The organism is Streptomyces sp. NPDC093089 (assembly GCF_044754405.1).
Taxonomy (GTDB): Bacteria; Actinomycetota; Actinomycetes; order Streptomycetales; family Streptomycetaceae; genus Streptomyces.
The window spans coordinates 65,487-88,937 of sequence record NZ_JBIVPA010000002.1 but is presented as its reverse complement, the minus strand read 5'-3'; the positions used below and the strand labels follow the sequence as shown (position 1 = coordinate 88,937).

The window sequence follows — 23,451 nt, the reverse complement described above, 5'->3', positions numbered from 1 at the left end:
CCTGAGCGAGCACGTCAGATCTCCAGGAGGTGGAGGACGTCGGTGAGGTGGCGGCGGACGGCCTTGAGGTAGGCGGGGTCGGTGGCCGGGTCGTTGATCCAGCGGATGGACTGCTCCATGAACCACTCGACGGCCCACATGCGGTGCCAGCCCAGGGCCCAGTTCTCGGCGGTGAGCCCGCCGCGTGGGGCGAGGGCGTCGGGGGTGCCGCCGGCGGTGACGTACTGCTCCAGGAAGACGCGCAGGCGGACGGGGTGTGGGGACTCGATGGTGCCGTGCCAGTTGGCGAGGTCGAGCAGGCCGGGGCCGGTGAAGGCGCGGGCGAAGTCGAGGAGCCGCCAGCCGCGCTCGCAGATGTGGAGGCTGGTGGGGTGGAACTCGGAGTGCACCCATACGCGAGGCACGTAGTCTGGGGCCGTGCGCGCGGCCACAGCCAGCAGACGAGTGGCAGCCTGCTCCTCGGAGAGGGAGGTAAGCCCGAGGGCGTGCAGAAGGCGGTCGCGCTCGGCGTCGAAGCCCGGATGGTCGGCCCGAAGGTGCGAGTGCCCTTCGCCAGGTCGCGCCGCCAGCACCTCTCCTTCACCGCACGCGAGGAGATCGCGCTGTTCAACGCCCAGTGCGAAGGCGTGCGTGAGATCGCACGCTGGCTGGGCAGAGACTTGTCGACCGTCTTGAGGAAGCTGCGGCGCAACGGGGCCACGCGTGGCGGACAGCTCAGCTACCGGGCTTCGATCGCTCAGTGGAAGGCGGAGCTGATGGCGCGGGGTCCGAAGACGCCGAACGCCGGCGCAGTGCGCTGATAGATTGTTACGCTCCATGCCAAGATCCATGGGGGAGGTTCGGTTGGGAGGCGCTCAGGCGCAAACGGCGGACTATGAACGCGTACTTGACGCAGTAACAGCCCCGGTGACCGAGGCCTATTATGCGCAGCGGGTTCAGTCGGGCTTCAACGCACGACTCAGGGCGCAGGCGGCACAGTCCACCATCACCCTGTTCGCCGGAGGCCTCTTTGCCGCCCTGACGTTCACGACCCTGGCGGATCGGGGCAAGCCGACCCAGGTTGCTGCGGTCATCGCAGTCGCGTTGTGGCTGATCGCGGCTCTGCTCTACATGAGCGCGGTCGCGTTGCCCGTGGTGGACGCCCCAGGGCCCGGTTTCGTCAAGACCCGTGAGGCACTGGTCAAAAGGGTCCTGGACAAGGCCAACCATGAAGCCCGGGAGATCGACAAACGTCAGGCGCGGGCCAACTGGGTCGCCGCGGCGGCGGTTTTCATGAGCGTTGTCACGTTCGCCCTCGGGGTGCTGTTGGGGCCTGAGGAAGAGTCCGTCTCGGGGACCGTCGTCGTCGACCCGTCCTATCGGACGACGCTGACCGCTCTGTGTGGCTCGGGGCTCGACCGTATTTCGGGCAAGGTCGTCAAGGGGTCACTGACCGCACAGTTCATCGAGGTGAAGCCCAAGAAGGGCACGTGTGAGGGGCAGGGTGATTCCCTACGGATCCCCCGGTCTGCGGTCAAGGGAGTGAGGTTAGGCGATGGCTGAGCGGGAAGCCTCGGCACACATTCTTTGTGTGGGTCCTGTGCCCGGACCCACGGAGGCGTTCGATCGCGCCGTGGAGGCTGTCGTCCAGGATCTGCGAAGCCTTCATGACTCGGGGAAGCATCTTGATGGATTGTTCGTCCTCGGCACCCGCGGGGAGCTGCCCGGGGGCGGATATCAGGCCGCCCGGGACCTGGTCGACACACTGATGCTGGAGTGCATGGGCCATGCACCGAAAGTCATGCCGGTGGTTCTCGCGGCCCCCGGATTGGGTGACCGCCGTACGGACGGGACTGGGCGTCGGCCCCTGGTCCGCCGCGCTCTGACGGACATGTGGGACGGTTACGCCGACGACTTCTGGCGCGGTGACCTCGATGAGGAGGTGGCGCAGCCGCTGAGGACCGATGTCTTCGGCGGGTTCGAAGAATGGCAGAGTCGCATTCGCCAGCCCGGTTCCTGGTTGCACACCGGCGTGCTGGCCGGTGATGCGGCATCGAGCATCGACCTGGAGAGCAAGCGCATCGGCCTGGTCACGGTCAACACGGTCTTCCGCATGGTCGCCGAGGACGCTCCGGTGGCCTTGGCGGGTTGCTACGACGAACAGCTGAACCGTGCGGTCGGCGCGGACTTCTCGGCTTGGTCCGGGGACAAGGCGCTGACAGTCCTTCTCTCCGGCCACACGTGCATTCCCCCCGATGTCTCTGGTATTTCCGCGCCCGTGCTCGCCCTGGCCGGAGAGGGGGAGGCAGGCAGCGGCTGGCAGGTCGTGTCCCGGGCTCCTGGGCAGGTGCACCGGCTGCTGCGGGTGGACTTCCGCGACCAGGGCCTCGAAGTGGTGGATGTCGAAGCGGGTCGCCCCGTTCCCCTGCTGTCACGAGGTTCTTCCGCATCAGTGACCGCGCCCGCGCCGACGAACCGGGACCGCGCACCGGAGGAAACCGACGAAGCGGCGCTGATTGAGGACTTCTACCAGCAGGCTTCCACCGGGCGCATGGTGCTGGTGTTGGTTTCCGGGCCCGAAGCCGACGGCGCGGTTCTGGGGACGGACGAGCTGAACGAACGGCTCGCCCGGCTGGTGTACGGCTCCACCCCTTCGCCTCTGCCGTCACTCGCGGAAACCTGGGACGCCGCCCGCGAGGAGCTGTCCGCAGGTCAGCTCGAGCAGCAGGCCAAAGCGCTGCTATGCCCACCCGGCGCGAATCCTCGAGCGGCACACCGTGTGCTGAAGTCTCCCTGGTGGCGGATCTACGATTTCACGGGGTCCGACACCTTTGCCGTCGCTGTCGGTCGAGATCCGCAACTTGCCGACACCGTCGCCCTTGTCAACGGGGCTCAGGAGGTGCCCGGGAAGAAGAAGAACGCCATCGAAGTCGTGTCCATGAACGGAACGGTGGGCGAGGCGGGGGGATACGACTTCGGGACGGTGTCGACGCAGGACAGCGATCCCCGCAACTTGTGGCGCCGGCAGTTCCAGACCGAACTGCTCAATCGTCCGGTGCTGTTCATGGCACTGTCTCCCGACAGCCCGGCGCTGTGGGACACGATCGCGCTGACCGACAGACTGTCCGGATCCGGTGGCGGTTACCCGGGTTTCATCGTCACTCCCGCGGGCTCCGATGCCAACCGTCCCAGGCTACGGCGCGCAGGGCTGAGGCACATCCAGGAGGCCCCTTTCGATTTCGCGACCCGGAGACTGAACCCCGGTCACGGAGATCTGATTGAGGGAATGCGGTCGCTCTCGCAGTCGCACGCGGGCGAACGCAGAGGCACCGGAGCCGTGCAGGTGGCGTCTTTGATCGCGGACGTGCCGAAGGGAGGCCGTGCCTTTCTGGAGGGCAGTGAGCCCACGTGGGGTGACATCGTCCACAACGTCGCCGCCGACCTGTCGATGGTGGACGCGCTGGAGAAGGCGGCGCAGCGTGATCAGAGTGATCGGGCACCCATTGTCCTGCTCAAGGGAAGCGCTGGCTCGGGCAAGACGACGGCACTGATGCAGTGTGCGTACCGCTTCCATGTGCGGGGCGAGAAGGTGTATTGGGTGGACCGTGACGCCTCGGTGCCGCGCCGGACCATCGAGGACCAGGTCCTGGAACAGCACGTCGGGGCCGTCTTCGTTGATGACGTCGACATGTTCGGCGGCCAGGCGGCGTCGATGCTCAAGACCCTGAACAAAAACGGCGAGACTGCAGTGGTCGCCGCCATCCGCACGACCCGTCACTCCGTCCTGGACGCCACGTTCGATCCCACCACCTTGCGATCCGACGAGCCTCTCACCGATGCGGATCTGAAGAACCTCATCAAGGCACTGAAGAAGCAGGGACTGCTGGGTGAGCTGAAGAAGCATCGCCTGCCGCATCAGCGTCTCAACGCGATGCGCACCATCTGCGAGCGGGGTCTGCTTGCAGCGATGATCAAGGTGGTGACCGGCAAGGACTTCGAGGAGAAGGTCCGCAGTGAGTTCCAACAGTTGGGCAGCGATGAGCGGGCGGCGTACGCGACCGTCTGCCTCTTCGAATCCGCGCTCGTCTACAAGCAGCGCGGCATTGACGAAGAAGATCTGCTGTTGATCATCGCCGGCGGCAAGGCGCCCACCCGCAGCCTCCGCGAAGCCGTCTCGAGGCTTGTCGGGATGGGGATACTCATGCGGTCCGGTGACGGCCGAGTCCGGTGCCGGCAGCGCGCCATCGCGGACAGCGTGGTCGATTCGGTGCTCAGGAACAACGTTGAGCAACTGTCCTCGGTGGTGGAGTTTTTGCTCGTCTTCTATGCGGCGAGGGCATGCAACATCCAGGACAACGACCATCCCTTGCGCAGAGCGATGATCAAGCTGCTTAGTCATTCGCTGATGAACGACCTGAAGCTCCCGGTCCAATCTGTGCGGAATATCTACGACAGGGTGCTCCCCTCGCTGCAGGACGATCGGCACTACTGGCTGCAGCGGGGGCAGTTCGAGCTGGAGAGCGGAGACCTCGGTGTCGCCCGCAACCACTTGCTGAGTGCCAAGGGATGTGACGGAGGAGAGCAGGACACCTTCGTGCGAACCACCAGTAGCGCGATCGACCTGAAGGCGGCGGCCAAGGCGCCACGCAAACCCGATCTCGAAAGGGCAGCCGTCAACGCTGTCCAGGAGCTCTATGCCGTCACTCGCGAACGAGGCGGAGACGCACCGCACAGTTACACGATCCTGGCCCGTGAAGGCAGCAGATGGCTGGAGGCATGTGCCGAGACCCTCGATTCCCAGACGTTTCTGGACAATCAGACTTTGATTCTCCAGATCATCGCGGAAGGCAAGAGGTTCTGCCGCGGCAACCACCAGTTCATGTCTGTCGCTGATACCTACGAGCCGTTCCTCAAGAAGCTTCAGCCACGAGGCCCCGGAATTCCGGTTTAAGTCGTTCGCCGTCACGGCTGTCAGTTGTCACCCTGAGCCCTCGACTATGTGGCCGTAGCTGATCTCCTCGGGGTGCTGGGACGGCGTCGGTCACCTCTCCGGGCGCAGGTCGGTGCGGTCGATCCAGGTGGGGGTGACGAAGATGTTGCTGCCGGTGGGGGCTTCGGAGGCTTCCAGCAGGGACCAGGTGCGGGACTCTTCGACCAGGTGCTCCCAGGGCGCGGTGCAGTCGAGTGCCCGGTCCAGGTCGGGGCCGGAGACGCCGTACGTGCGGCCGGCGTTCGCCTCCCGGAACTGGGAGTAGAGGATCACCTGGGCGTGGTCGGCGAGGTCGTTGACGATCTCGGTGAAGTGGGTCGAGGGCCAGCCGTGGGCGTCGTCCGTAGCGGTGGGCCGTAGGCGTGCGGTGAGCGGTGGGACGACGGGCCGGTCGAGTCGTCGAGCTGCTGGACGAGTCTCTCGATGCGCGTGGTCATGGGTGGTCCCGGCGCCAGAAAGTGGGCAGCCACCAGCAGAGCACCGAGAGGTCCTCGGGCCATGGGGCGCGGTTCTCGGCCGCCCGGTCCTCGAAGGAGTCGCGTGTCGGGTCGATGGGGCGCCAGGCGGGGTCGAGCGGCTCGTCCTCGGCCGGCGGGCGGACGTACCGGCGGCCGTGCTGGTCGCAGGCGCCGAAGTCCTGGTAGTTGCGCTGGGCCTCGATCAGGGAGACCTTGTTCGCCCCGCCGGCCATGGTCGGCCAGCGGAACTGGACCCCGTCGTCCTCCCAGAAGCAGACGGGGCAGATCTCGTACGAGCCGGGCATCGTGCCGAGTACGCGGTGCCCGCAGCACGGGCAGGGGTGGGAGTCGCTCACCTGCGCAGTCTCGTTGCAGGTCCCGCCGGTGTGCCACGGATTTCTCTGCCTCGGGCCCCCGACCAGTCCGCAGCCGGTCCCCTTCGTCCATTCCGTGAGGGTCGCTCTCCAGTTCGGTCAACTTGACCAGAACGCGGAGGACCATCTCTCGCGGGATCTTGCGGAGTTCGGCCTGGGCCTTGGGCCGGAAGACGGTGCGGTACTCACTCACTACGCGCCAGCGTCTCCCTCATGACGTCCTCGATCGGGATGCCGGGCGCCGGATTGGCCATGCGCTCGTCGACGATCCGGTTGATCTCGCACTCTTCCCACTCCCGGTACTACGGGGCCGGGCTGAGTTCTGGAGAGGGGTGGGTGTCCGGATTGTGTCCTTGGTGTGGGGGGTGCGGGGAAAATACAGAAGTTGTGCAGGGGCGTCCGCGATGTTGGTCTTCCGAACCCGTACGGCGGGGGGCTGGTGGGAGGAGCGGGTATGGGGGCGGTGCGGGGAGCCGTGCTGGAGTACGCGGAGGGCACGTTACGGCTGTTGCCCGGGCAGGCGGCGGTGACTGCTGCGGTGTTCGGGGGGGCGCCGGAGGCGCTTCTGGAGCGGGTGCCGGAGTTGGTGCGCGGGTTCGCGGGGGAACGGACCGACGGTGGGGCGCTGTTCCGTGCGGCGGCCGGATTCGTGGGGGAGACGGCGGACGTGGGTTTGGCCGTCGGGGGGGACGACGGGAGGGGCTGCGCGGTGGTGCAGTCGCTGCCCGGGTTGAGCCGGGAGTCGGCGGGGAGTGCAATGGCCGCGCGGGCGGACCGGCTCGCGGAGGCTGCGGACCGGCTGCACTGGGAGCTGGCCGAGGGCGGGGATGTCGTCGAGGGGGGCGCCGCGGGGAGGCTCGCCGCCCGGTACGCGCTCTGCTACGTCGGGGCCGCCCTGCTCTGGCTGTGGCGGGCGGGTGACGAGAGGCGCTCGGGGTGGGCGTGCGAGGGTGTGGACGCCGTGTTGGCGGTGTTGGAGGATTCCGCCGCCTGTGTGCCGGACGTGCCGGCCGCGCTCGCGCTGCTTCCCGCCTGAGGATCGCCTGAGGGTCGGCGGAGGGTCGGCGGAGGGCCGGTTCAGCCGGCGAGGTCGCCGGCGAGGGCCAGTTGGAAGGTGCGGGTGAGCAGCGGGCCGGGGCCGACGCCCAGGCGGTCGGCGAGGAGCTGCCGGCCGGAGTGGAACTGGAGCAGGGCCGCCGCGGGCTGGCCCGCGCGGCACTGGGCGGTCATCAGCAGGGAGCGGTAGCGCTCGCGCAGGGGATACCGGGCCACCAGCCGGGTCAGTTCGGCGACCAGGCCGTGCGGGAGGCCGGTGGCGAGTTCTGCCTCGGCCCGGTCCTCCAGGGCCGTGAGCCGGGCCTCCTCCAGCCAGGGGCGCTCCTCCTGGGCCAGGTGCTCGGTGGCGTCGGCGAGGGCCTCGCCCTGCCAGAGGTCGAGCGCCGAACGCAGGACGGCGGCGGCCTGCCGGGCGTCCCCCTGCCGCAGCAGCGTGCCGCCGAGCGCGGCGCGCTCCGCGAACAGGCGGTGGTCGCAGACGAGTCGTCCCGGGACGGCCGAGAGGCGGTAGCCGCGTCCCACCCGTTCCAGCCGGGCGGCCCCGTCGAGCGGGGCGCGCAGCCGGGAGGCGTAGGTGTGCAGCTGGGCGACGGCGCGGGCCGGGGGGCGCTCGCCCCACAGGGCGCGGATGAGGCGTCCGTCGGGGACGACCCGCCCCTCGGCGAGCAGCAGTACGGCGAGGACCGTACGGGGCTTCGCGCCGCCCAGGGCGTTCTCCGCGCCCCCGGACGCGGCCCGGATGCGGACCGGTCCGAGCAGTGCGGTCTCCAGGAAGGGCGTCATGGGCAGCGACCGTAGGCGGGCGGCCCATCCCCCCGGTATCGGCCGCTTATCGGCCGTCCGGCCCGCCGACGCGGACGGGGCTCGTCCCCTCTGTCGAACCCGTGCCCCAGCTATTATGATCATGACAACTTTCAGGGGGGGCCTGGATTGGCGTCGATGCGGTTTTGCCTGCTCGGGACACTCCGACTGGCCTGTGAGGACCGGGAGATCCGGCTCGGCGGGGCCCGCCAGCGCGCGGTGCTGGCCCTGCTTCTGCTGCGGCGCGGCCGTACGGTCTCCGTGGACGAACTCGCCGAGACCGTCTGGGACGGCTCGCCGCCGCCCACCGCCCGGACCCAGATCTCCATCTGCGTCGCCCAACTGCGCAAGCTGTTCCGGGAGGCGGGCGTCGACGGCGAGGTCATCGTCACCTCCCACCCCGGGTACCGGCTCGACACCGACGGCCACGGCGTCGACCTCGTGGACTTCCTCTCGCTGGCCGGGCAGGCCTCCGGGCTCGCCGGCTCCGGCCGCCCGGCGGAGGCCGCCGAGGCCTACCGGCGGGCCCTCGTCCTGTGGCGCGGCCCCGCCCTGGACGGCCTGACCGGCTACGCGCTGGAGCAGGAAGCCTGCTGGCTGGAGGAGCAGCGGCTGACCGCGCTCGACGACCACGCCGAACTGCGGCTCGCCCTGGGCCGCCACCAGGAGCTCACCGCCGAACTGGCCGCGCTCGTCAGGGAGCACCCGCTGCGCGAACGCACCCGGCACTCGCTGATGCTCGCCCAGTACCGGTCCGGCCTCCGGGCCGAAGCCCTGGAGACCTTCCGCACCGGGCACCAGCTGTGCGTCGACGAGCTGGGGCTCGAACCCGGCACCGCACTGCGGGAGCTGCACCACGCGGTCCTCTGCGAGGACCCGGCGATCGCGGCCCCGCCGACCGTCCCCGAGCCCGTCGCGGCTGTCCTACCTGTTGCGCCTGTTGCGCCTGCCGTGACCGTGGCACCCGTGGCACCCCTCGCGCCCGCCGTACCCGCCGGGACCGTCGTGCCCGCCACGGCCGAGGCATCGGAAGCCGACCGGTCGGGGACCTCGCTCGCGAACTTCCCGAGCGAGGCCCCCGCCCCCGTTCCGACCCCCGTCCACGCCCCCGCCCCCGGCGACCGCCGTCCCGCCCCGCCCGTCGTGTCGCCCGTCGCATCGCCCCTCGCTCCGTCCGACCTCCCCCCGAACATCCCCTCGTTCACCGGCCGTACCGCCGAGACCGAGGTCCTCGACGCCCTCCTCGACGGCCGCCCCGACGGCGAGCCGCCCCGGGTGGCGCTGGTCACCGGGGTGGCCGGGATCGGCAAGACCGCGCTGGCGGTGCACTGGTCGCACCGCGCGGCCGCCTCCTTCCCGGACGGCTGCCTCCACGTGGACCTGGGCTCGGCCCCGGCCGCCCCCGGCGAGGTCCTCGGCCGCCTGCTGCGCTCGCTCGGCGCGCCCGGCGACCGGCTGCCCGACGACGAGGCGTCCCGGATCTCGCTCTACCGCAGGCTGCTGCGCGGCCGCCGGGTCCTCGTCGTCCTGGACGACGCCTCCTCGTTCTCGCAGGTCGCCCCGCTGCTGCCGGCCAACGGCGGCTGCTGTGTGGTCGTCACCAGCCGGGAGAGCATGGAGGAGCTGGTGCTGCGGCACGGCGCCGTCCGGGTGCCGCTCGGGGTCCTCGATCGGGCAGACTCCACCGCGCTGCTCGACCGGATCGTCACCGGCGGCCGTACCGCCGCCTTCCCCGCGCAGACGGCCCGGCTGGCCGAACTCTGCGACGGGCTGCCGCTCGCCCTCTGCATCGCCGCCGCCCGGCTGGCCACCCGCCCGCACTGGACGGTGCGCCGCCTCGCCGACCGGCTCGACGACGAGCACCGGCGCCTGGACGAGCTCAGCCTCGGCGGGAGCCGGGTCCGGGCCAGCTTCGAGCTGAGCCACGGCTGCCTGTCACCGGGCCTCGCCTCCGTGTACCGGCGGCTCTCCCTCCTCGACGTCCCCGACGTGCCGGCCTGGGCCGTCGCCGCCCTCCTGGACTGCCCGGTGGAGACCGCCGAGCAGTACCTGGACGAACTCACCGACGCCCACCTCCTGGAGGTCTCCGGCCCGGACGCCACCGGCCAGTACCGCTACCGCTTCCAGAGCCTGCTCCGCCTCTACGCGCGCGAACGCGCCCAGGAGGACCCCGATCGCCCGGCCGCCGAGGCGGCCCGGGACCGGGCGCTGCACAGCTGGCTGACCGTCGCCGAGGCCGCCCACCGCCGCGAGTACGGCGGCGACCACTCGGTGGTGCACGGCCCGGCGCCCCGCCCGCACGTCGACCGGGACCTCCTCGACGACCTGCTGACCCGCCCGCTGGACTGGTTCGACTCCGAACGCCACTGCCTGGTGGCGGCCGTCACCCAGGCCGCCCGGCTGGGACTCGCCGCGCTCGCCTGGGACCTGGCCTCGTCCACCGTCGGCTTCTGCGAGATCCGCAGCAACACCGACGACTGGCGCCGCCTCTGCGAGGAGGGCCTGGCCGCCTCCCGGGCCGCCGGGGACCGGCAGGGCGAGGGCGTGATGCTCGGCGAGCTGGGTGCCGCCCGGCTCTACCGGGGCGAGTCGCAGGCCGCCGTCCGGCTCCTCGAAGAGGCGGACGGTGTGCTCCGGGCCGGCGGTGAGGTCTACGGGGCCGCGCTGAACGCCTGCAAGCTGGCCGTCGTGGTCCGCCAGCGGGGCGACGCGGGCGCGGCACGCGCACTCCTGGACGGCGCCTTGCCCGCGCTGCGGGCCGCCGGGGACCTCTCCGCGCAGGCCCACGCGCTCAACAACCTCGCCCAGATCGCCCTGGACGCGGGGGACCCGGACGAGGCCGTACGCCTCGGCGGGGAGGCGGTCGCGCTGGCCCGCGGGCTGGGCGCGACCCGTGGCGCGGCCCAGGCCTTCCACCGGCTGGGGCGTGCCCTGCTCGTGGCCGGGCGGCTGCCGGAGGCCGAGGAGGCCCTGACCGAGGCGGCCGGAATCGTCCGCGCCAAGCACGACCGGCTCGGCATGGCCTACGTCCTGCTGGGTCTCGCCGAGGCCCGCCTGCGCGCCGGCCGCGCCGACCGGGCCGAAGAGGACCTCGCCGCCGCCCTCGCCCTGGCCGAGGAGACCGGCAGCACCGTCCTGCTGGACCGCCTGCAGCTGCTCCGCGTCGAACTCGCGGAGGCGCGGGCACCGGGCGCGCACCTCCCGCAGGAGGCGTGACCAAGCCTCCGGCTCGGTCTCAAGTCTCGGTCCGTACGGCGATCCCGGGCCACGCCTCCCGTAGGAGGTGTGCGCCCGGGCGCCGGCTCGGTCTCAGGCCTCGGCCTGTACGGCGATCCCGGGCGCGCACCTCCCGCAGGAGGCGTGGCCCTGGCTGCGGGTCAGTCCCAGGGCTCGGTCTGGACGATCGGCGTGGTGTCGCCGGTCGCGGTCGTCACCGTCGTCCCGCCGGCCACGGCGGTACCGGTGGCGAGCACGACGCCCGTGATGACTGCCGCGATCGCCGCAACGGCCTTGACCAGACGCTCGTTCCCCATGTCCCCGCTCCTTCTCGCTTGTCGCCCACCGGATTCCGGCCTGGTGCCGGTCCGTTCCCCGGGCGACTCGGTCTGACATCGACAGACGTTAGGGGGAGGGGGCTTCGATTGCTTATCGGCCCGCTATCCGTTCCCCTTCCCGGCGCCTCCCACCTGCGGAAACGGGGCGCGGCCCCCGGCGGGGGAAGCCGGGGGCCGCGTGTGCGGGAGTGGTGCGGAGGGGGTGGAGCGGAGGAGGTGGAGTGGTGCGGAGCGGTTCCGAGGGGACCGGTCAGAACTTCAGGGTCCAGTGGTCGAGGGTGCCGGAGGAGCCGGCGGAGATGTCCTCGACCCGGAGCTTCCACACGCCGCTCGCCGGGGAGGCGGAGGCGTCGACCGCGTAGACCTGCTGGATCACGCCGTTGCCCTCGTTCTCCACGGACTCCTTGACCAGGTACACCTTGCCGTCCGGGGCGACCAGGTGGACGTCGAGGTCACCGCGCCAGGTGTGGGTGGCGTGCAGGTACACCTGGAGGTTCTTCGGCGCGTTGCCCGCGATGCCGGTGACGGTGACCGGGACCTCGATGGTGCCCGGGTCCGGGACCGAGTGCGGGGTCTGGACCTCGTACGAGGGGAACGTCATCGACCAGGCGTTGAGGGTGCCGACGGAGCCGGTGTACGGGTCGGAGACCTTCAGGGTCCACTTGCCGTCGGCGGGGGAGGCGGAGGCGTCCACCCGGTAGGTCTCGCGGAGCACCCCGCCGTTCTCGGTGGCGGCGGTGGAGGTCGAACGCAGCGGGTAGGTGCGGCCGTCGGGGGAGAGCAGGTCGATCCGGACGTCACCGCGCCACTCGTGGGTGACGTCCACGGCGACCTGGAGGGCGGCCGGGGCCTTGCCGCCGATGCCGTCCACGGTGAGGTCGGAGGTGACCGATCCGCCGTCCGGGACGCTGAGGTTGCCGGTCATGGCGAAGGGGGTGGGGAAGTCCAGCGACCAGCCGAGGAGGGTGCCCTTGCCGCCGGCGGAGGCGTCCGTGACCTGCAGCTTCCAGGTGCCGGAGGCGGGGGAGGCGGAGGCGTCGACGGTGAAGCCGCCGAGCGCGCCGCCCGTCTCGGTGGCGGAGGTGGACTTCAGGCGGTACAGCCGCCCGTCGGGGGCCACCAGGTCGATCTTGAGGTCGCCGCGCCAGTCGTGCCGGCCCTCCAGCTCGACGCGGAGCGCCTTGGGGGCGTTGCCCGGGATCCCGGTGACGGTCAGCGGGGCCTCCACGGTGCCCGGGTCCGGGATGGTCCGGTCGGTGTCGTCGAAGACCTGGGAGGGACGCGGCCGGGCGGCCGGTGCCGGCTCCGGGGCGACCGTGCCGACGACGGCCTTGCCGACGTCGATCCGGGGGGTGACGGCGCCGGTGTACGTGATCGGGGTGCCGGTGGTGCCCAGCTTGGCCACCAGGTTCGCGATGCTCTCCGCCGGGTACTTCTGGCGCAGCAGCGCCAGGGAGCCGGCCACGTGCGGGGCCGCCATCGAGGTGCCGTTCTTCGCGGCGTAGCCGCCGCCGGGGACCGAGGACACCACGGACGTGCCGGGGGCCATCAGGTCCAGCAGCGGGCCGCGGTTGCTGAACGAGGCCACCTGGTCGTCGTCGGTCGTCGCGCCGACCGTCACCGCGGACGGGACGCAGCCGGGGGCGTTGACCGCGTCGCCGTACCCGTTGTTGCCGGCGGCGACGACGGTCGCCACGCCCACCGAGTACAGGCTGTCGATCACGGACTTGCGGGGGTCGGTGTCGCAGGCCGTGGTCCAACGGCCCGCGCCCAGCGACATGTTGGCCGCGATGATGTCCATGCCGGACTGCTTCAGCGCGTACACCTTCTCCAGCGCCTTGATCTGCGAGCTGGTGAAGCTCAGTACGCAGGGGCTGTTGTCCGTGCCGCAGTAGTCGTCGGAGTCGAAGCGGGAGAACACCTGCATCGCCACGATGTTCGCGCCCGGGGCCACGCCGCGCTTGGGGGCACCGCTCAGGCCGGTTCCGTCGCCGGCGGCTATGCCCGCCACGTGGGTGCCGTGCGAGCAGGCCGCGCCCAGCTCCGCGCAGCTGCCGGTGTCGGCGTCGGCGCTGCCGACGCCCTCCTGCGAGGCCTCGCCGTTCGGGCAGAGGCTGGTCGCGCCGTAGCTCTCGTCGTTCACCGAGAAGCACGCCTCGGCCGTCACCCGGCCGCCCAGGAAGGGGTGGTTCTTCGCGACACCTGTGTCGATCACCGCGACGGCGGTGCCGGCCCCGGTGGCGCCGGCGGCGAAGGCCTTGTCCGCGCCTATCCTGACCGTCGACTCGTCCAGCATCGGGGCGACCGGGATGTCCTCCGTCACGCTGACCACGTCCGGGTTGGAGCGGAGCGCGGTGAGTCCTGCCTGGTCCACCGTGAGGGTGACCATGGGCAGTTGCTCGTACGCCACCTCCGTCTCGCCCGCCGTGGCGGCCGTGGCCACGTCGGAGCGGGTCTGGGTCACCACGTTGACCCGGACCGTGCCGCCGCCCTGGGTTCCGGTCTCCAGCGCCGGGTCCACCGGGACCTCGTCGGCTGCCGCCGCGGGGGTCACGCCGACCAGGGGCGCCAGGCCCGCCGGCAGTGCGCCGAGCAGCAGGCCCGAGGCCATCGCGACGGCCACAGCAGATCTCTTCACGACAGGCTCCAGGGAGTAGGCACCGAGCGGGCGGTGCCGCGGCGGTAGAGAAAGAAGAAGGGGGGAGGGGTAACTCGCTGATGAAGCCCGCGGGTTCAGGGCTGGAAGTTCAAGGGGGCGGGGCCGTGTGGTCAGGCCCCGGGGCGGGGACCGGGCAGCAGCGTCGGTTGTTCAGCTGCCCGGTTCCCCTGCGGTCGCGCGGCCCGTCAGGTGGCGTTGGCGCCGTTCTTCGGGCTGCCGAAGTAGAAGACACCGAGGTAGTACGAGTACGCGGTGGAGCGGCAGGCGCTCTTCCAGAAGTACGCCGGGCAGGTGTTGTAGTAGAGCATGTTGTAGAACGCGACGTCGGTCGCGATGCCCTTGTTGCGGTCCAGGTAGTACCGGTAGCCCTTGTAGCTGTTGCCGATGGTGCCGTAGCCGTAGTCGTGCGAGTCACAGGCGGCACGGAAGTCCCAGCCGCCGGGCTTGTCGGAGGAGTCGGTGCAGTGGTCCTCGTAGATGCCCATGACCCAGGCGCCGGTCGGGGTCTTCTTCCAGCTCGGGTTGTGCCAGCCGTAGTGGGCGACCTTGGTCGCGCAGCCGCTGTACTGGTACCACATCCACGTCTCGGGGCGGGAGCAGTAGCTCGGGTAGGCCTGCGCGGAGGTGATCTCGCCGGGGCCGAAGTCCTCGGCGGCCGGGGCGATGCCCTCCTCCTGGGCCAGGCTGGGGGCGCCCTGGACGGCGCTGCCGGCCTCCGGGCGGATGGCGGTGGTCTCCACCGACTGCGGGGCGGCCGCGTCACCGGAGTAGGTCAGCTGCCAGGACGCGCCGTCCTCGGCGGAGGCGGCGACGACGCGGTCCGAGGTGTCGTAGCTGTAGGTGTTGAGGTCGCCGCCGGACGCCGGGTCGGCGACCTTGCGGAGCAGGCCGGAGCCGTCGTACGAGTAGCGGGCCAGGGTCTGCACGGTCTGGCCGACGGTGACGGTGATGTCCTTGACCTGGCCCGCGACGTCGCCGAGGGTCTGGCCGGAGGCCGTGGTGGCGGTCGCGTAGTTGACCTTCACGGTCTGCGCGGGGACGTCGGCGCGCGCCGGGTCCTTGACGGTGGAGACGCGGCCGGTGCTGTCGTAGGTGACCGTCGTCGGCTTGTAGGCGGCGTTGCCGACCGACGTCACGCGCCAGTTGTCGCCGCTGCCGCCGACCTGCTTCCAGGTGTAGGACGGCTTGAGGGAGGCGGCCGGGATCGGGGCTCCGGTGGAGTCCACCGGCACGTCGTCACCGGAGGCGACCTGGGTGAGGTCGATGTTGAGCGTCTCGGTGACCGTGGTCTTCAGCACACCCGCGAGGTCGTCCCACTGCACGTTCTCCACCAGGGTGGAGCCGTCGGACGCCTTGTAGGTGTTGATGCTGCCGCCGTTGGCGCCGGCGACCGAGTCGGTCAGGTCGTAGCGGACGGACTCGGCGGTGTCCAGGTCGGTCGTGGTGATCGAACCGGAGCCGGGGACCAGCTTGCGGTTCAGCTGACCGCCGACGAACTCGGCCTCCCAGCTCGGGCCGAAGACCCCGAGGTCGGCGCGGGTGGTCGGGGCGTCCTGGGCCTGGGCGACGCCCGCCCCGGTGCCGTCCACCGTGTGGGTGCGGCTCATCAGGCCGTACGTCACGTCGTTCTCGGATATCTGGAAGGTGTCGTCGGCCGACTGGTACATGCCCGGGCCGATCAGCTGGGTCTCCCCGGTCTCCAGCGCCGGGGAGGGGAGCTCCTCGGCGACGGCCGACTGGGGGAGCAGCAGGGCCAGTGACACTGCCGCGACTGCGGGAAGCGCGGTTCTGCGCACGTTCGGTTCCTTCGGGTGACCGGCGACATGCGGTCCGACCTCGCGGCCGGCCCCTGTCTCGCCTGTTCGAACCGGTCGTTCTCGGCCGGCAACGAGGAACTTAGGAATCCGCTCCTTCGATCCGGTATGCCTCCGCCATCGCCCGCCCCGATACCTCTCCGATGGCCCCCGGTTGCCCGCACGGTGACGCCCCTCCCCTTCCGGCCGGCGCCGTCGACGTGGTCGGCGCGGCGGGGTCCGGGGGAGGTGGCGAACGCCCTCCGGGAGACTGCTCCCCCAGGGAGACGGCACCGTGCGCTCCGATGGTTCGGGCCGGGTGCGGGAGAAGAAGGGGTGGGGCGCGTGGGGCGTGACGAGCGGGAGGTGGTGGCCAGAGGGGCACGGCTGTACGCGGCGGCCCGGGGGGTGTGCGGCGATCACGGCAGGGCCGTCGAGGCGGTACGGGAGGCGTTGAAGCCGCTGCAGGACGAGGCGGTGGCGCGGGAGCTCGATGCCACGCCTGTCGCCCGGCTCCAGGAGGCCACCGGGGGGCGGGTGCAGTGGGAGGGCGTCGAGCGGAGCGGACTGCGGACGGTCGGTCGGGTGCTGGAGGCGGGGCCCTACCGCTTGAGGCAGGTTCCCGGGGTCGGCCGGCGGACCGCGGACCAGATCCTCGCGGCCGCCCAGCGGCTGTCCGAGGCCGCGCACGAGAACGTCGCGGTGCGCATCGACGTGGACCGGCCGGAACCGCGGACCTCGGCTCTCGTCATCGCCCTGAACCTCCTGGTGGAGGCAGGGCCGGACGGGCGCCGCGCGGTGGACATGGCCGAAGGCCTGGCGCTGCGGCTCGGTCCGCTGCTGGCCGAGGCCACCCCGGACGCGGTCGACGTGTCGGACGTCGGCATCGTCCGGAGGATCGTGGAGGAGGAGCAGGCGCGACTGGGCCTGGCGGGCGAGGGGCCGCCGGCGGCCGGGCAGGAGGAGTCACCCTGACGCACGCCCCCGCGCCCCCGCCGTGTCGCGGACCGGAGTGTCCGGATCGCGGCGATAGGGGCGGGGACGGGGTGGCGGTGGGGGTGAGGGGGGGTGTCGGGGGCGACGTATCCTCGGGGGCTGGGGATCGGGGGCGTGGGGGAGAGGGATCGCGGAGGTACATGGTGGAGTTCAGGCTGCTCGGCTCCGTTGCGTTGGTGGCGGAGGACAGGGACGTAGCCTTGGGGCCCGCCAAGCGGACGAGCCTGCTCGCGATGTTGCTGCTTCGGCCCAACAGTGCGGTGAACACGGGGCAGTTGATCGACGCGCTGTGGGAGGAGGAGCCGCCCACGCATGCGAAGACGGTGCTGCAGGGGCACGTGTCGCGGCTGAGGGCGCTGCTGGCGGAGCACGGGGCCGAGGCGTACGGGGTGGAGCTCGCGACGCAGGGGTCGGCGTACGTGCTGCGGATGCCGGAGTCGCTGGTGGACGCGCACCGGTTCGAGGAGCTCGTCGGTCTCGCGGGGGTGCAGCGGCAGCCGGCCGACGCGGTGCGGATGCTGCGGGAAGCGCTGTCGTACTGGCAGGGGCCGGCGCTCACCGGGACCGTCCACAGCAGGCCGCTGGAGGCGGCGGCCGGCGGCCTGGAGGAACTGCGGCTTGCGTCGGTGGAGGCGCTGGCGGAGGCGTACGGGAAGCTGGGCGAGCACGCCAGGGCCGCCGCCGTCCTCCGCACCGAGGCCGTCGCGCATCCGCTGCGGGAGTCGCTGGCGGCGGCGCTGATGCTGGCGCTCGGCCGCTCGGGGCGGCAGTCGGACGCCATCGACTGGTACCACAGGACCCGGCGGCTGCTCGCCGAGGAGCTGGGCGTCGACCCGGGCGAGACGCTCGCCGAGGCGTACGCGACGCTGCTCCGCTCGGCCGAGCCCGTCACCGTGTCGCGCCCGGCCGCCCCGGCCGACGTCCAGGTGCCGGAGGGGCTGCCGCGGGCGCCGCGCGGTTTCACCGGGCGGGGCGAGGAGCTGGTCGCGCTCGACCGGGCGGTGTCCTGCGAGGAGGCGCCGGTGTGCCTCGTCACCGGGCCCGCCGGCGTGGGCAAGACCGCGTTCGCCGTGCACTGGGCCTACCGGCGGCGCGCCGACTTCCCCGACGGGCGGCTCTTCGCCGACCTGCGCGGCTTCAGCGACACCCAGGAGCCCGAGACCGCCGCCGTACTGCGGGAGTTCCTGCTCGCGCTGGGCGTCCCGCCGCAGCGCATACCGGAGGCGGTCGAGGCGCGGGGCGCGCTGTTCCGCTCGCTCACCGCGGGGCGGCGGCTCCTCGTCGTCCTCGACAACGCGCGCTCCTCCGAGCAGGTCAGGCCGCTGCTGCCGGGCGGCGACCACTGCACGACCCTGATCACCAGCCGGGACCGGCTCGGCGGCCTCATCGCCTCCGACGCCGCCCGCCCGGTGCCGCTGCGGCACCTGCCGACGGCCGACTCGACGGCGCTGCTCACCACCGTGCTCGGCGCGGAGCGGGTCGCCTCCGAGCCCGACGCCGCCGCGCGGCTCGCCGGGCTCTGCGACGGCCTGCCGCTGGCGCTGCGGGTGACGGCGGCCCGCCTGGCCGAACGGCCGCAGTGGACGCTGAGCGCGATGGTCGGTGAACTCGCCGACGAGCAGAGTCGGTTGATCCTGCTCGACGTGGAGGACCGGGGGGTGTCGGCGGCACTGCGCCTCACCGTGCAGCAGCTGCCGGAGTCCGCCGCCCGGCTGTTCCGCGCGATCGGCCTGCACACCGGCTCCGACCTGGACCGCTTCGCGGCGGGGGCGCTCGCCGGCACGTCCCCCGCGCAGGCCTCCGTCGACCTGGACCGGCTGGCCGCCGCGCACCTGCTCACCGAGGCCGTCCCGGGCCGCTGGACACCGCACGACCTGGTGCGGCTGTACGCCCGCCACCTCGCCCCGCAGGCCGACCCCGAGGGGCTGCTCCGCCTCCTCGACCACTACCTGTACACCGGCCTCGCGGCCGACGCCGCCGCCGAACCGGGCTCCCAGCCCTGCTACTCGCTGCCCGCCGACGCCCGCCGGCCCGCCGCCATGCGGGAGTTCGAGGACCGCACGGCGGCCCTCGACTGGTACGCGGCCGAGCGCCCCGCCCTGGAGGGCGCGGTGGCCGTCGCCGCGTCCCTCGGACTGCACGATCGAGCCTGGCGGATCGCCCTCGTGCAGTGGCCGCTGATGCTCATGCGGATCGGCGACGGCTGGACCCCGCTCCTGGAGGCGGGACTCGCCTCGGCCGTGCACGTCGGCGACCTCGACGCGCAGTCGCGGGCGCGGGCGCTGCTCGGCTGGATCCTGCACGAGGAGGGCCGGGACGCCGAGGCGCTCGTCCACCTGGAGAAGGCGCCGGGTCTCGCGGCCCGGGCGGGCGACGCCATCAGCGAGGCCATCGCCTACGTCAACTACGCGGCCGTCCTGGACGCGACCGGGGAGCACGAGCGGGCCGGGCTGCTCATGGTGCACGCGGTCTCGCTCGCCGACCGCACGGGCCACCCCTCCACCCAGGTGCTGACCCTCCAGCACCTGGCGGGGCACTGCCTGAAGGCGGAGGACTACGAGGCGGCCCTCGCCCACACCGTTCGCGCCGGGGAACTGGTCGCACCCGACGCGGTGGTCGTCCGGGCACAGCTGCAGATCGCCCGGGGTGAGGCGCTGGCCGGCATCGGCCGCCTCGACGAGGCGGCTGACCAGCTGGAACGTGCGATCGCCGCGGCGGACAAGGCCGGTTTCCGCGAAGGTTCGGCGCGGGCGACGGAGCGTCTTTCGCGGCTGTCAGCGGATCGTTAGCGGTACGCAAGCGGGACGGCAGCGCCGGGCCGGAAGCTGGATGCAGCACCGAGCACGACGTCACGTGCGCCGACCGAACCGCTTCAACGGGGGAACACCACCATGCGCAACCACCGCAAGAACACCGTCCTGGCCGTCGCCGCCGTCGCCGTCCTCTCGCTGGGCCTGACCGCGTGCGGCGGCGACGACGCCGCCGGCGCCAAGGACGCGGGCGCCGCCTCGCAGGCGGCCGGCGGTACGGGCGAGGGCGGCACGGCCACCGGCGGCACGGCGGACCAGAGCGCCTCCAAGAACGGCTCGGGCTCGGGCTCGGCCGGCGGCTCCACCGCCACGTCCACCTCCTCCGGCGGGTCCTCGTCCGGATCCACCGGTTCGACCGGCTCCACCGGCGGCTCGAAGACCTCCGCCAAGGCCCCGGCCTGCGCCTTCGGCGACGTCAAGATCACGGCGAAGAAGGCCGACGAGGTCCCGACCGAGCACGTCGTGCTCACCGCGACGAACACGTCCGGCCGCTCCTGCACCCTGCTCCAGTACCCGCTGATCGCCTTCGGCCCGATCCAGACGGCCAAGGACGTCCCGGCCGTCGCCAAGAGCAAGCCGTCGGCCCCGATCGTCCTCAAGGCCGGCGAGCCCGCCTACGCCAACGTGCGGATCGCCCTCGGCGGCGCCCACGAGGACAACAAGGTCGTCAACGAGTTCAACGTGAACCTCTTCGCCGCCGACGGCCCCGCCGAGGGCAGCGTCGTCGTCAAGGCCCCGGCCGGCGGCCTGGCCGTCGACGAGGCCGCCGCGAAGACGGGCTACTGGACGTACGAGCTCCGCAACGGCGCCGACGAGTTCTGAGCCGGACCCGTGTGACCCCGGAGGGGAGGGCGGGACGGGGACTCAGGCCGCGAGGCCGGTCTTCGCGCCCGCCCCGCACAGGGGCACCACGGTGAGGCCCGGGCGGGGCGGGGCGGCCCGCACCGCCGCCCAGCAGGCGACACCGGTGGGTTCGACGAACAGGCCGCGACGGGCCAGGTCCCGTTGGGCGGCACGGATCTGGTCCTCGGTCACGGTCAGGAACGTGCCGCCCGTCTCGCGTACCGCCCGGAGGATCCGGCGGGCGCGGGGCGGAGCCGTGATGGCGATGCCCTCGGCGAGGGTGGGGCGGGCGGCGGCCGGTGCGGCCAGGTCGTCCGCGCCGGCGTGGAAGGCGTCTGCCAGGGGGGAGACGGCCCGCGCCTGGACGGCGACGAGCGCGGGCCGGGTCGCGGTGAGGCCGTGGCGGTGGAGTTCGTCGAGGGCGAGGGCGGCACCGAGGAGGAGGGTGCCGTTGCCGACGGGGACGACGATCGTGTCGGGGAGGCGGCCGCCGAGCTCCTCCCAGAGCTCGTAGACGTAGGTCTTGGTGCCGTGCGTGAAGTACGGGTTGTGGACGTGCGAGGCGTAGAAGGTGCCGGGCTCGTCGGCGGCGGCCCGGGCGGCCCGGGCCGCCGCCTCGCGGTCGCCGGGCACCTCGACGACCCGGGCCCCGTGCGCCCGGATCTGGTCCAGCTTCTTGGGGGACGTGCCCTCGGGGACGTACACCAGGCAGTCGAGTCCGGCCCGCGCCCCGTACGCGGCGACGGCCGTGCCGGCGTTGCCGCTGCTGTCGGCGACGATCCGGTCGAGGGTTCCGGAGCGGGCGAGCCGCAGCGCGTGCGCGGCGAGCAGGACGGCGCCGCGGTCCTTGAACGACAGGGTCGGCATGAGGAAGTCGAGTTTGGCCGAAACCGAGTCGGTGAGGGGGACGAGGGGCGTGCGGCCCTCTCCGAGGGTCACCTCGGGTGCGCACGGCATCGGAGGCAGCGCCTCCGTGTAACGCCACAATGAATTCACACGTGACGCGAGTGAGGGGAGGGGCACCGGTTCACTCGCGAAGTCGAGGTCCCAGGGGCCGCGGCACTTCGGACAACACCAGGTGAGCGCGGACGTGGGCACGTGGACCTGGCAGCGGGGGCACACGTAGGCGGTCATGGGGCCCAGCATGGCAGCCGCGTGACGCGGATGTGACGGACCGTCGGGAACCCTTGTGGGATTCCTATGGATCCGCCAATCTTTCGCTCGGCAGCCGGCGTTCGGAACGGCGAGGGCATCCTGACGTACCTTGTCATGTCCTTGTCATATTTGGACGGCGGTGCCGTACCCCCACGGCAGCACACACCCCCCACGAGGAGGAACCCCCTCATGTCAGTGATGCGCGACTCCCGCCGCAGGATCGCCACCGCCGCGGCCATCGCCGTCGCCGCGCTCGCGCTCGGCTCCGCCTCCACCCTCCCGGCCACCGCCGCACCCGCCGCCCCGGAGGGCGTCATCGAGAACGCCGGAGCCGAAGGCACCGTCGCGGGCAGCTACATCGTCACCCTCGACGAGTCCGCGCCGGCGGAGACCGCCGCGGGCAGAGCGGTCGCCGCGCGGTTCGGCGCGAAGATCAAGCGGACGTACACCTCGGCGATCAACGGCTACTCCGTCGAGCTCTCCGAGGCACAGGCACGGAAGCTCGCGGCCGACCCCGCCGTGAAGTCCGTCGTGCAGAACCGCGTCTTCCACGTCGACGCCACCCAGCCCTCCCCGCCGTCCTGGGGCCTCGACCGGATCGACCAGAAGGCCCTCCCGCTGAACCAGAGCTACACCTACCCCGACACCGCGGGCCAGGGCGTCACGGCGTACGTCATCGACACCGGCGTCCGCATCACCCACACCGACTTCGGCGGCCGCGCCACCTACGGCTACGACGCCATCGACAACGACAACACCGCCCAGGACGGCCACGGCCACGGCACCCACGTCGCCGGCACCGTCGCGGGCTCGTCGTACGGCGTCGCCAAGAAGGCGAAGATCGTCGGCGTCCGCGTCCTCGACAACTCCGGCTCGGGCACGACCGAGCAGGTCGTCGCGGGCATCGACTGGGTGACGCAGAACGCCGTCAAGCCGGCCGTCGCGAACATGAGCCTCGGCGGCGGCGTCGACTCCGTCCTCGACCAGGCCGTCCGCAACTCGATCGCCTCCGGCGTCACCTACGCGGTCGCCGCCGGCAACGAGACCGACAACGCCGCCAACCACTCACCCGCGCGCGTGGCCGAGGCCATCACCGTCGGCGCCACCACGTCCAGCGACGCCAAGGCCAGCTACTCCAACTACGGCAGCGGCCTGGACCTCTTCGCCCCCGGCTCCTCCATCAAGTCGTCCTGGAACACCGGCGACACCGCCACCAACACCATCTCCGGTACGTCGATGGCGGCCCCGCACGTCGCGGGCGCCGCCGCCCTCCACCTCGCCGCCAACCCGACGGCGACCCCGGCGCAGGTCGCCACGGCCCTGACGACCGCGGCCACCCCGAACGTCGTCACCAGTCCCGGCACCGGCTCCCCGAACAGGCTGCTCTACGTCGGCGGCGGCACCACCCCGCCGCCCACCGGCCCGAAGTTCGAGAACACCGCGGACTACGCGATCAACGACAACGCGACCGTCGAGTCCCCGGTCACCGTCAGCGGCGTCACGGGCAACGCCCCCGCCGCCCTCCAGGTGCCGGTGAACATCGTCCACACGTACATCGGCGACCTCCAGGTCCAGCTGATCGCCCCGGACGGCACGGCGTACACCCTGAAGGGCTTCGGCACCGGCGGCAGCGCGGACAACATCAACACCACGTACACCGTGAACGCCTCCTCCGAGGTCGCCAACGGCACGTGGAAGCTGCGGGTCACGGACAACGCGGCCATAGACACCGGGAGGATCGACTCCTGGGCCCTGCAGTTCTGATCCGCACCCTGACCGACTCCGCACCCTGATCGACCGAGGGGCGGTCGCCTTCGGGCGGCCGCCCCTCGGCCGTCGCCGCGTGTTCACCCCGGCCGACCTTCCGGTTCCTCCGGCCACGTACGATGCGCGCTCGATCGTTTGTTCGCGCCGCCCCGCCCCGAAACAGGAGCACCGTACCCGTGGAGCCGATCCAGCCGACCCCGCCGCCCTCGTCCCCGG

General features: G+C 72.0%; 14 protein-coding genes and 4 pseudogenes. 9 read left to right on the top strand and 9 right to left on the bottom strand.

Annotation, left to right across the window (positions count from 1 at the left end):
- Positions 1-14: 14 nt before the first annotated feature.
- Positions 15-521, bottom strand: a pseudogene (locus ACIQFX_RS03925) (phosphotransferase); the annotation flags it as partial.
- 45 nt (positions 522-566) lie between these two features.
- Between ACIQFX_RS03925 and ACIQFX_RS03920 the strand changes: the two are divergent.
- The 3 genes and pseudogenes from ACIQFX_RS03920 to ACIQFX_RS03910 form a co-directional block, all read left to right on the top strand.
- A pseudogene (locus tag ACIQFX_RS03920) lies at positions 567-773 on the top strand (helix-turn-helix domain-containing protein); the annotation flags it as partial.
- Positions 774-906: 133 nt separating this feature from the next.
- Positions 907-1,542, top strand: coding sequence for a hypothetical protein (locus tag ACIQFX_RS03915; protein WP_402458710.1), 636 nt, complete (start codon positions 907-909; stop codon positions 1,540-1,542).
- Positions 1,543-1,612: 70 nt separating this feature from the next.
- Entirely contained in the window at positions 1,613-4,930 is a 3,318-nt protein-coding gene (locus tag ACIQFX_RS03910; protein ID WP_402458708.1) for a hypothetical protein, read from the top strand.
- Between the two features lie 90 nt (positions 4,931-5,020).
- On the opposite strand, the gene ACIQFX_RS03905 is transcribed toward ACIQFX_RS03910, so the two are convergent.
- The 3 genes and pseudogenes from ACIQFX_RS03905 to ACIQFX_RS03895 all read right to left on the bottom strand — a co-directional run.
- Positions 5,021-5,242 (bottom strand): hypothetical protein, encoded by a 222-nt coding sequence (locus ACIQFX_RS03905; RefSeq protein ID WP_402458706.1) that lies wholly within the window; start codon positions 5,240-5,242, stop codon positions 5,021-5,023.
- Positions 5,243-5,402: 160 nt separating this feature from the next.
- On the bottom strand, positions 5,403-5,783 hold the full coding sequence (locus ACIQFX_RS03900) for a CPCC family cysteine-rich protein (protein WP_402458704.1): 381 nt from the start codon (positions 5,781-5,783) through the stop codon (positions 5,403-5,405).
- Positions 5,784-5,844: 61 nt separating this feature from the next.
- Positions 5,845-5,994 (bottom strand): annotated as a pseudogene (locus ACIQFX_RS03895) (type II toxin-antitoxin system RelE/ParE family toxin); the annotation flags it as partial.
- Between the two features lie 261 nt (positions 5,995-6,255).
- Between ACIQFX_RS03895 and ACIQFX_RS03890 the strand changes: the two are divergent.
- Positions 6,256-6,837 (top strand): hypothetical protein, encoded by a 582-nt coding sequence (locus ACIQFX_RS03890; RefSeq protein WP_402458702.1) that lies wholly within the window; start codon positions 6,256-6,258, stop codon positions 6,835-6,837.
- A gap of 41 nt (positions 6,838-6,878) precedes the next feature.
- Here ACIQFX_RS03890 and ACIQFX_RS03885 read toward each other — a convergent pair whose 3' ends face one another.
- Positions 6,879-7,640, bottom strand: a complete 762-nt coding sequence (locus tag ACIQFX_RS03885) for a BTAD domain-containing putative transcriptional regulator (protein ID WP_402458701.1) — start codon at positions 7,638-7,640, stop codon at positions 6,879-6,881.
- Between the two features lie 156 nt (positions 7,641-7,796).
- On the opposite strand from ACIQFX_RS03885, the gene ACIQFX_RS03880 reads away from it, so the two are divergent.
- Complete coding sequence (locus tag ACIQFX_RS03880) at positions 7,797-10,874, top strand: AfsR/SARP family transcriptional regulator (RefSeq protein ID WP_402458699.1); 3,078 nt, start codon at positions 7,797-7,799, stop codon at positions 10,872-10,874.
- A 161-nt stretch (positions 10,875-11,035) separates the two neighbouring features.
- On the opposite strand, the gene ACIQFX_RS03875 is transcribed toward ACIQFX_RS03880, so the two are convergent.
- The 3 genes from ACIQFX_RS03875 to ACIQFX_RS03865 all read right to left on the bottom strand — a co-directional run bounded on the left by ACIQFX_RS03875 (position 11,036) and on the right by ACIQFX_RS03865 (position 15,667).
- Complete coding sequence (locus tag ACIQFX_RS03875) at positions 11,036-11,191, bottom strand: hypothetical protein (RefSeq protein WP_402458697.1); 156 nt, start codon at positions 11,189-11,191, stop codon at positions 11,036-11,038.
- A gap of 271 nt (positions 11,192-11,462) precedes the next feature.
- The gene (locus ACIQFX_RS03870; protein WP_402458695.1) at positions 11,463-13,850 is read right to left on the bottom strand and encodes a proprotein convertase P-domain-containing protein; all 2,388 of its coding nucleotides are present in this window, start codon (positions 13,848-13,850) and stop codon (positions 11,463-11,465) included.
- Positions 13,851-14,056: 206 nt separating this feature from the next.
- Positions 14,057-15,667, bottom strand: coding sequence for a phospholipase A2 (locus ACIQFX_RS03865; protein WP_402458693.1), 1,611 nt, complete (start codon positions 15,665-15,667; stop codon positions 14,057-14,059).
- Between the two features lie 342 nt (positions 15,668-16,009).
- Between ACIQFX_RS03865 and ACIQFX_RS03860 the strand changes: the two are divergent.
- The 3 genes and pseudogenes from ACIQFX_RS03860 to ACIQFX_RS03850 all read left to right on the top strand — a co-directional run.
- Positions 16,010-16,522, top strand: a pseudogene (locus ACIQFX_RS03860) (ATP-dependent helicase); the annotation flags it as partial.
- Positions 16,523-16,803: 281 nt separating this feature from the next.
- Positions 16,804-19,449 (top strand): BTAD domain-containing putative transcriptional regulator, encoded by a 2,646-nt coding sequence (locus ACIQFX_RS03855; RefSeq protein WP_402459560.1) that lies wholly within the window; start codon positions 16,804-16,806, stop codon positions 19,447-19,449.
- Positions 19,450-19,551: 102 nt separating this feature from the next.
- Positions 19,552-20,292, top strand: coding sequence for a DUF4232 domain-containing protein (locus ACIQFX_RS03850; protein ID WP_402458691.1), 741 nt, complete (start codon positions 19,552-19,554; stop codon positions 20,290-20,292).
- A 42-nt stretch (positions 20,293-20,334) separates the two neighbouring features.
- On the opposite strand, the gene ACIQFX_RS03845 is transcribed toward ACIQFX_RS03850, so the two are convergent.
- Positions 20,335-21,459: a pyridoxal-phosphate dependent enzyme gene (locus tag ACIQFX_RS03845; protein ID WP_402458690.1), complete on the bottom strand. Its 1,125-nt coding sequence runs from the start codon at positions 21,457-21,459 to the stop codon at positions 20,335-20,337.
- Between the two features lie 198 nt (positions 21,460-21,657).
- Here ACIQFX_RS03845 and ACIQFX_RS03840 point away from each other — a divergent pair, with 198 nt between their 5' ends.
- The gene (locus ACIQFX_RS03840; RefSeq protein ID WP_402458689.1) at positions 21,658-23,232 is read left to right on the top strand and encodes a S8 family peptidase; all 1,575 of its coding nucleotides are present in this window, start codon (positions 21,658-21,660) and stop codon (positions 23,230-23,232) included.
- The last annotated feature ends 219 nt before the right edge of the window (positions 23,233-23,451 follow it).

Coding starts and splice junctions, on each gene's coding strand:
- ACIQFX_RS03890 (WP_402458702.1), top strand. CDS start 6,256: ATGGGGGCGGTGCGGGGAGCCGTGCTGGAGTACGCGGAGGGCACGTTA.
- ACIQFX_RS03885 (WP_402458701.1), bottom strand. CDS start 7,640: ATGACGCCCTTCCTGGAGACCGCACTGCTCGGACCGGTCCGCATCCGG.
- ACIQFX_RS03880 (WP_402458699.1), top strand. CDS start 7,797: ATGCGGTTTTGCCTGCTCGGGACACTCCGACTGGCCTGTGAGGACCGG.
- ACIQFX_RS03875 (WP_402458697.1), bottom strand. CDS start 11,191: ATGGGGAACGAGCGTCTGGTCAAGGCCGTTGCGGCGATCGCGGCAGTC.
- ACIQFX_RS03850 (WP_402458691.1), top strand. CDS start 19,552: ATGCGCAACCACCGCAAGAACACCGTCCTGGCCGTCGCCGCCGTCGCC.
- ACIQFX_RS03845 (WP_402458690.1), bottom strand. CDS start 21,459: ATGCTGGGCCCCATGACCGCCTACGTGTGCCCCCGCTGCCAGGTCCAC.
- ACIQFX_RS03840 (WP_402458689.1), top strand. CDS start 21,658: ATGTCAGTGATGCGCGACTCCCGCCGCAGGATCGCCACCGCCGCGGCC.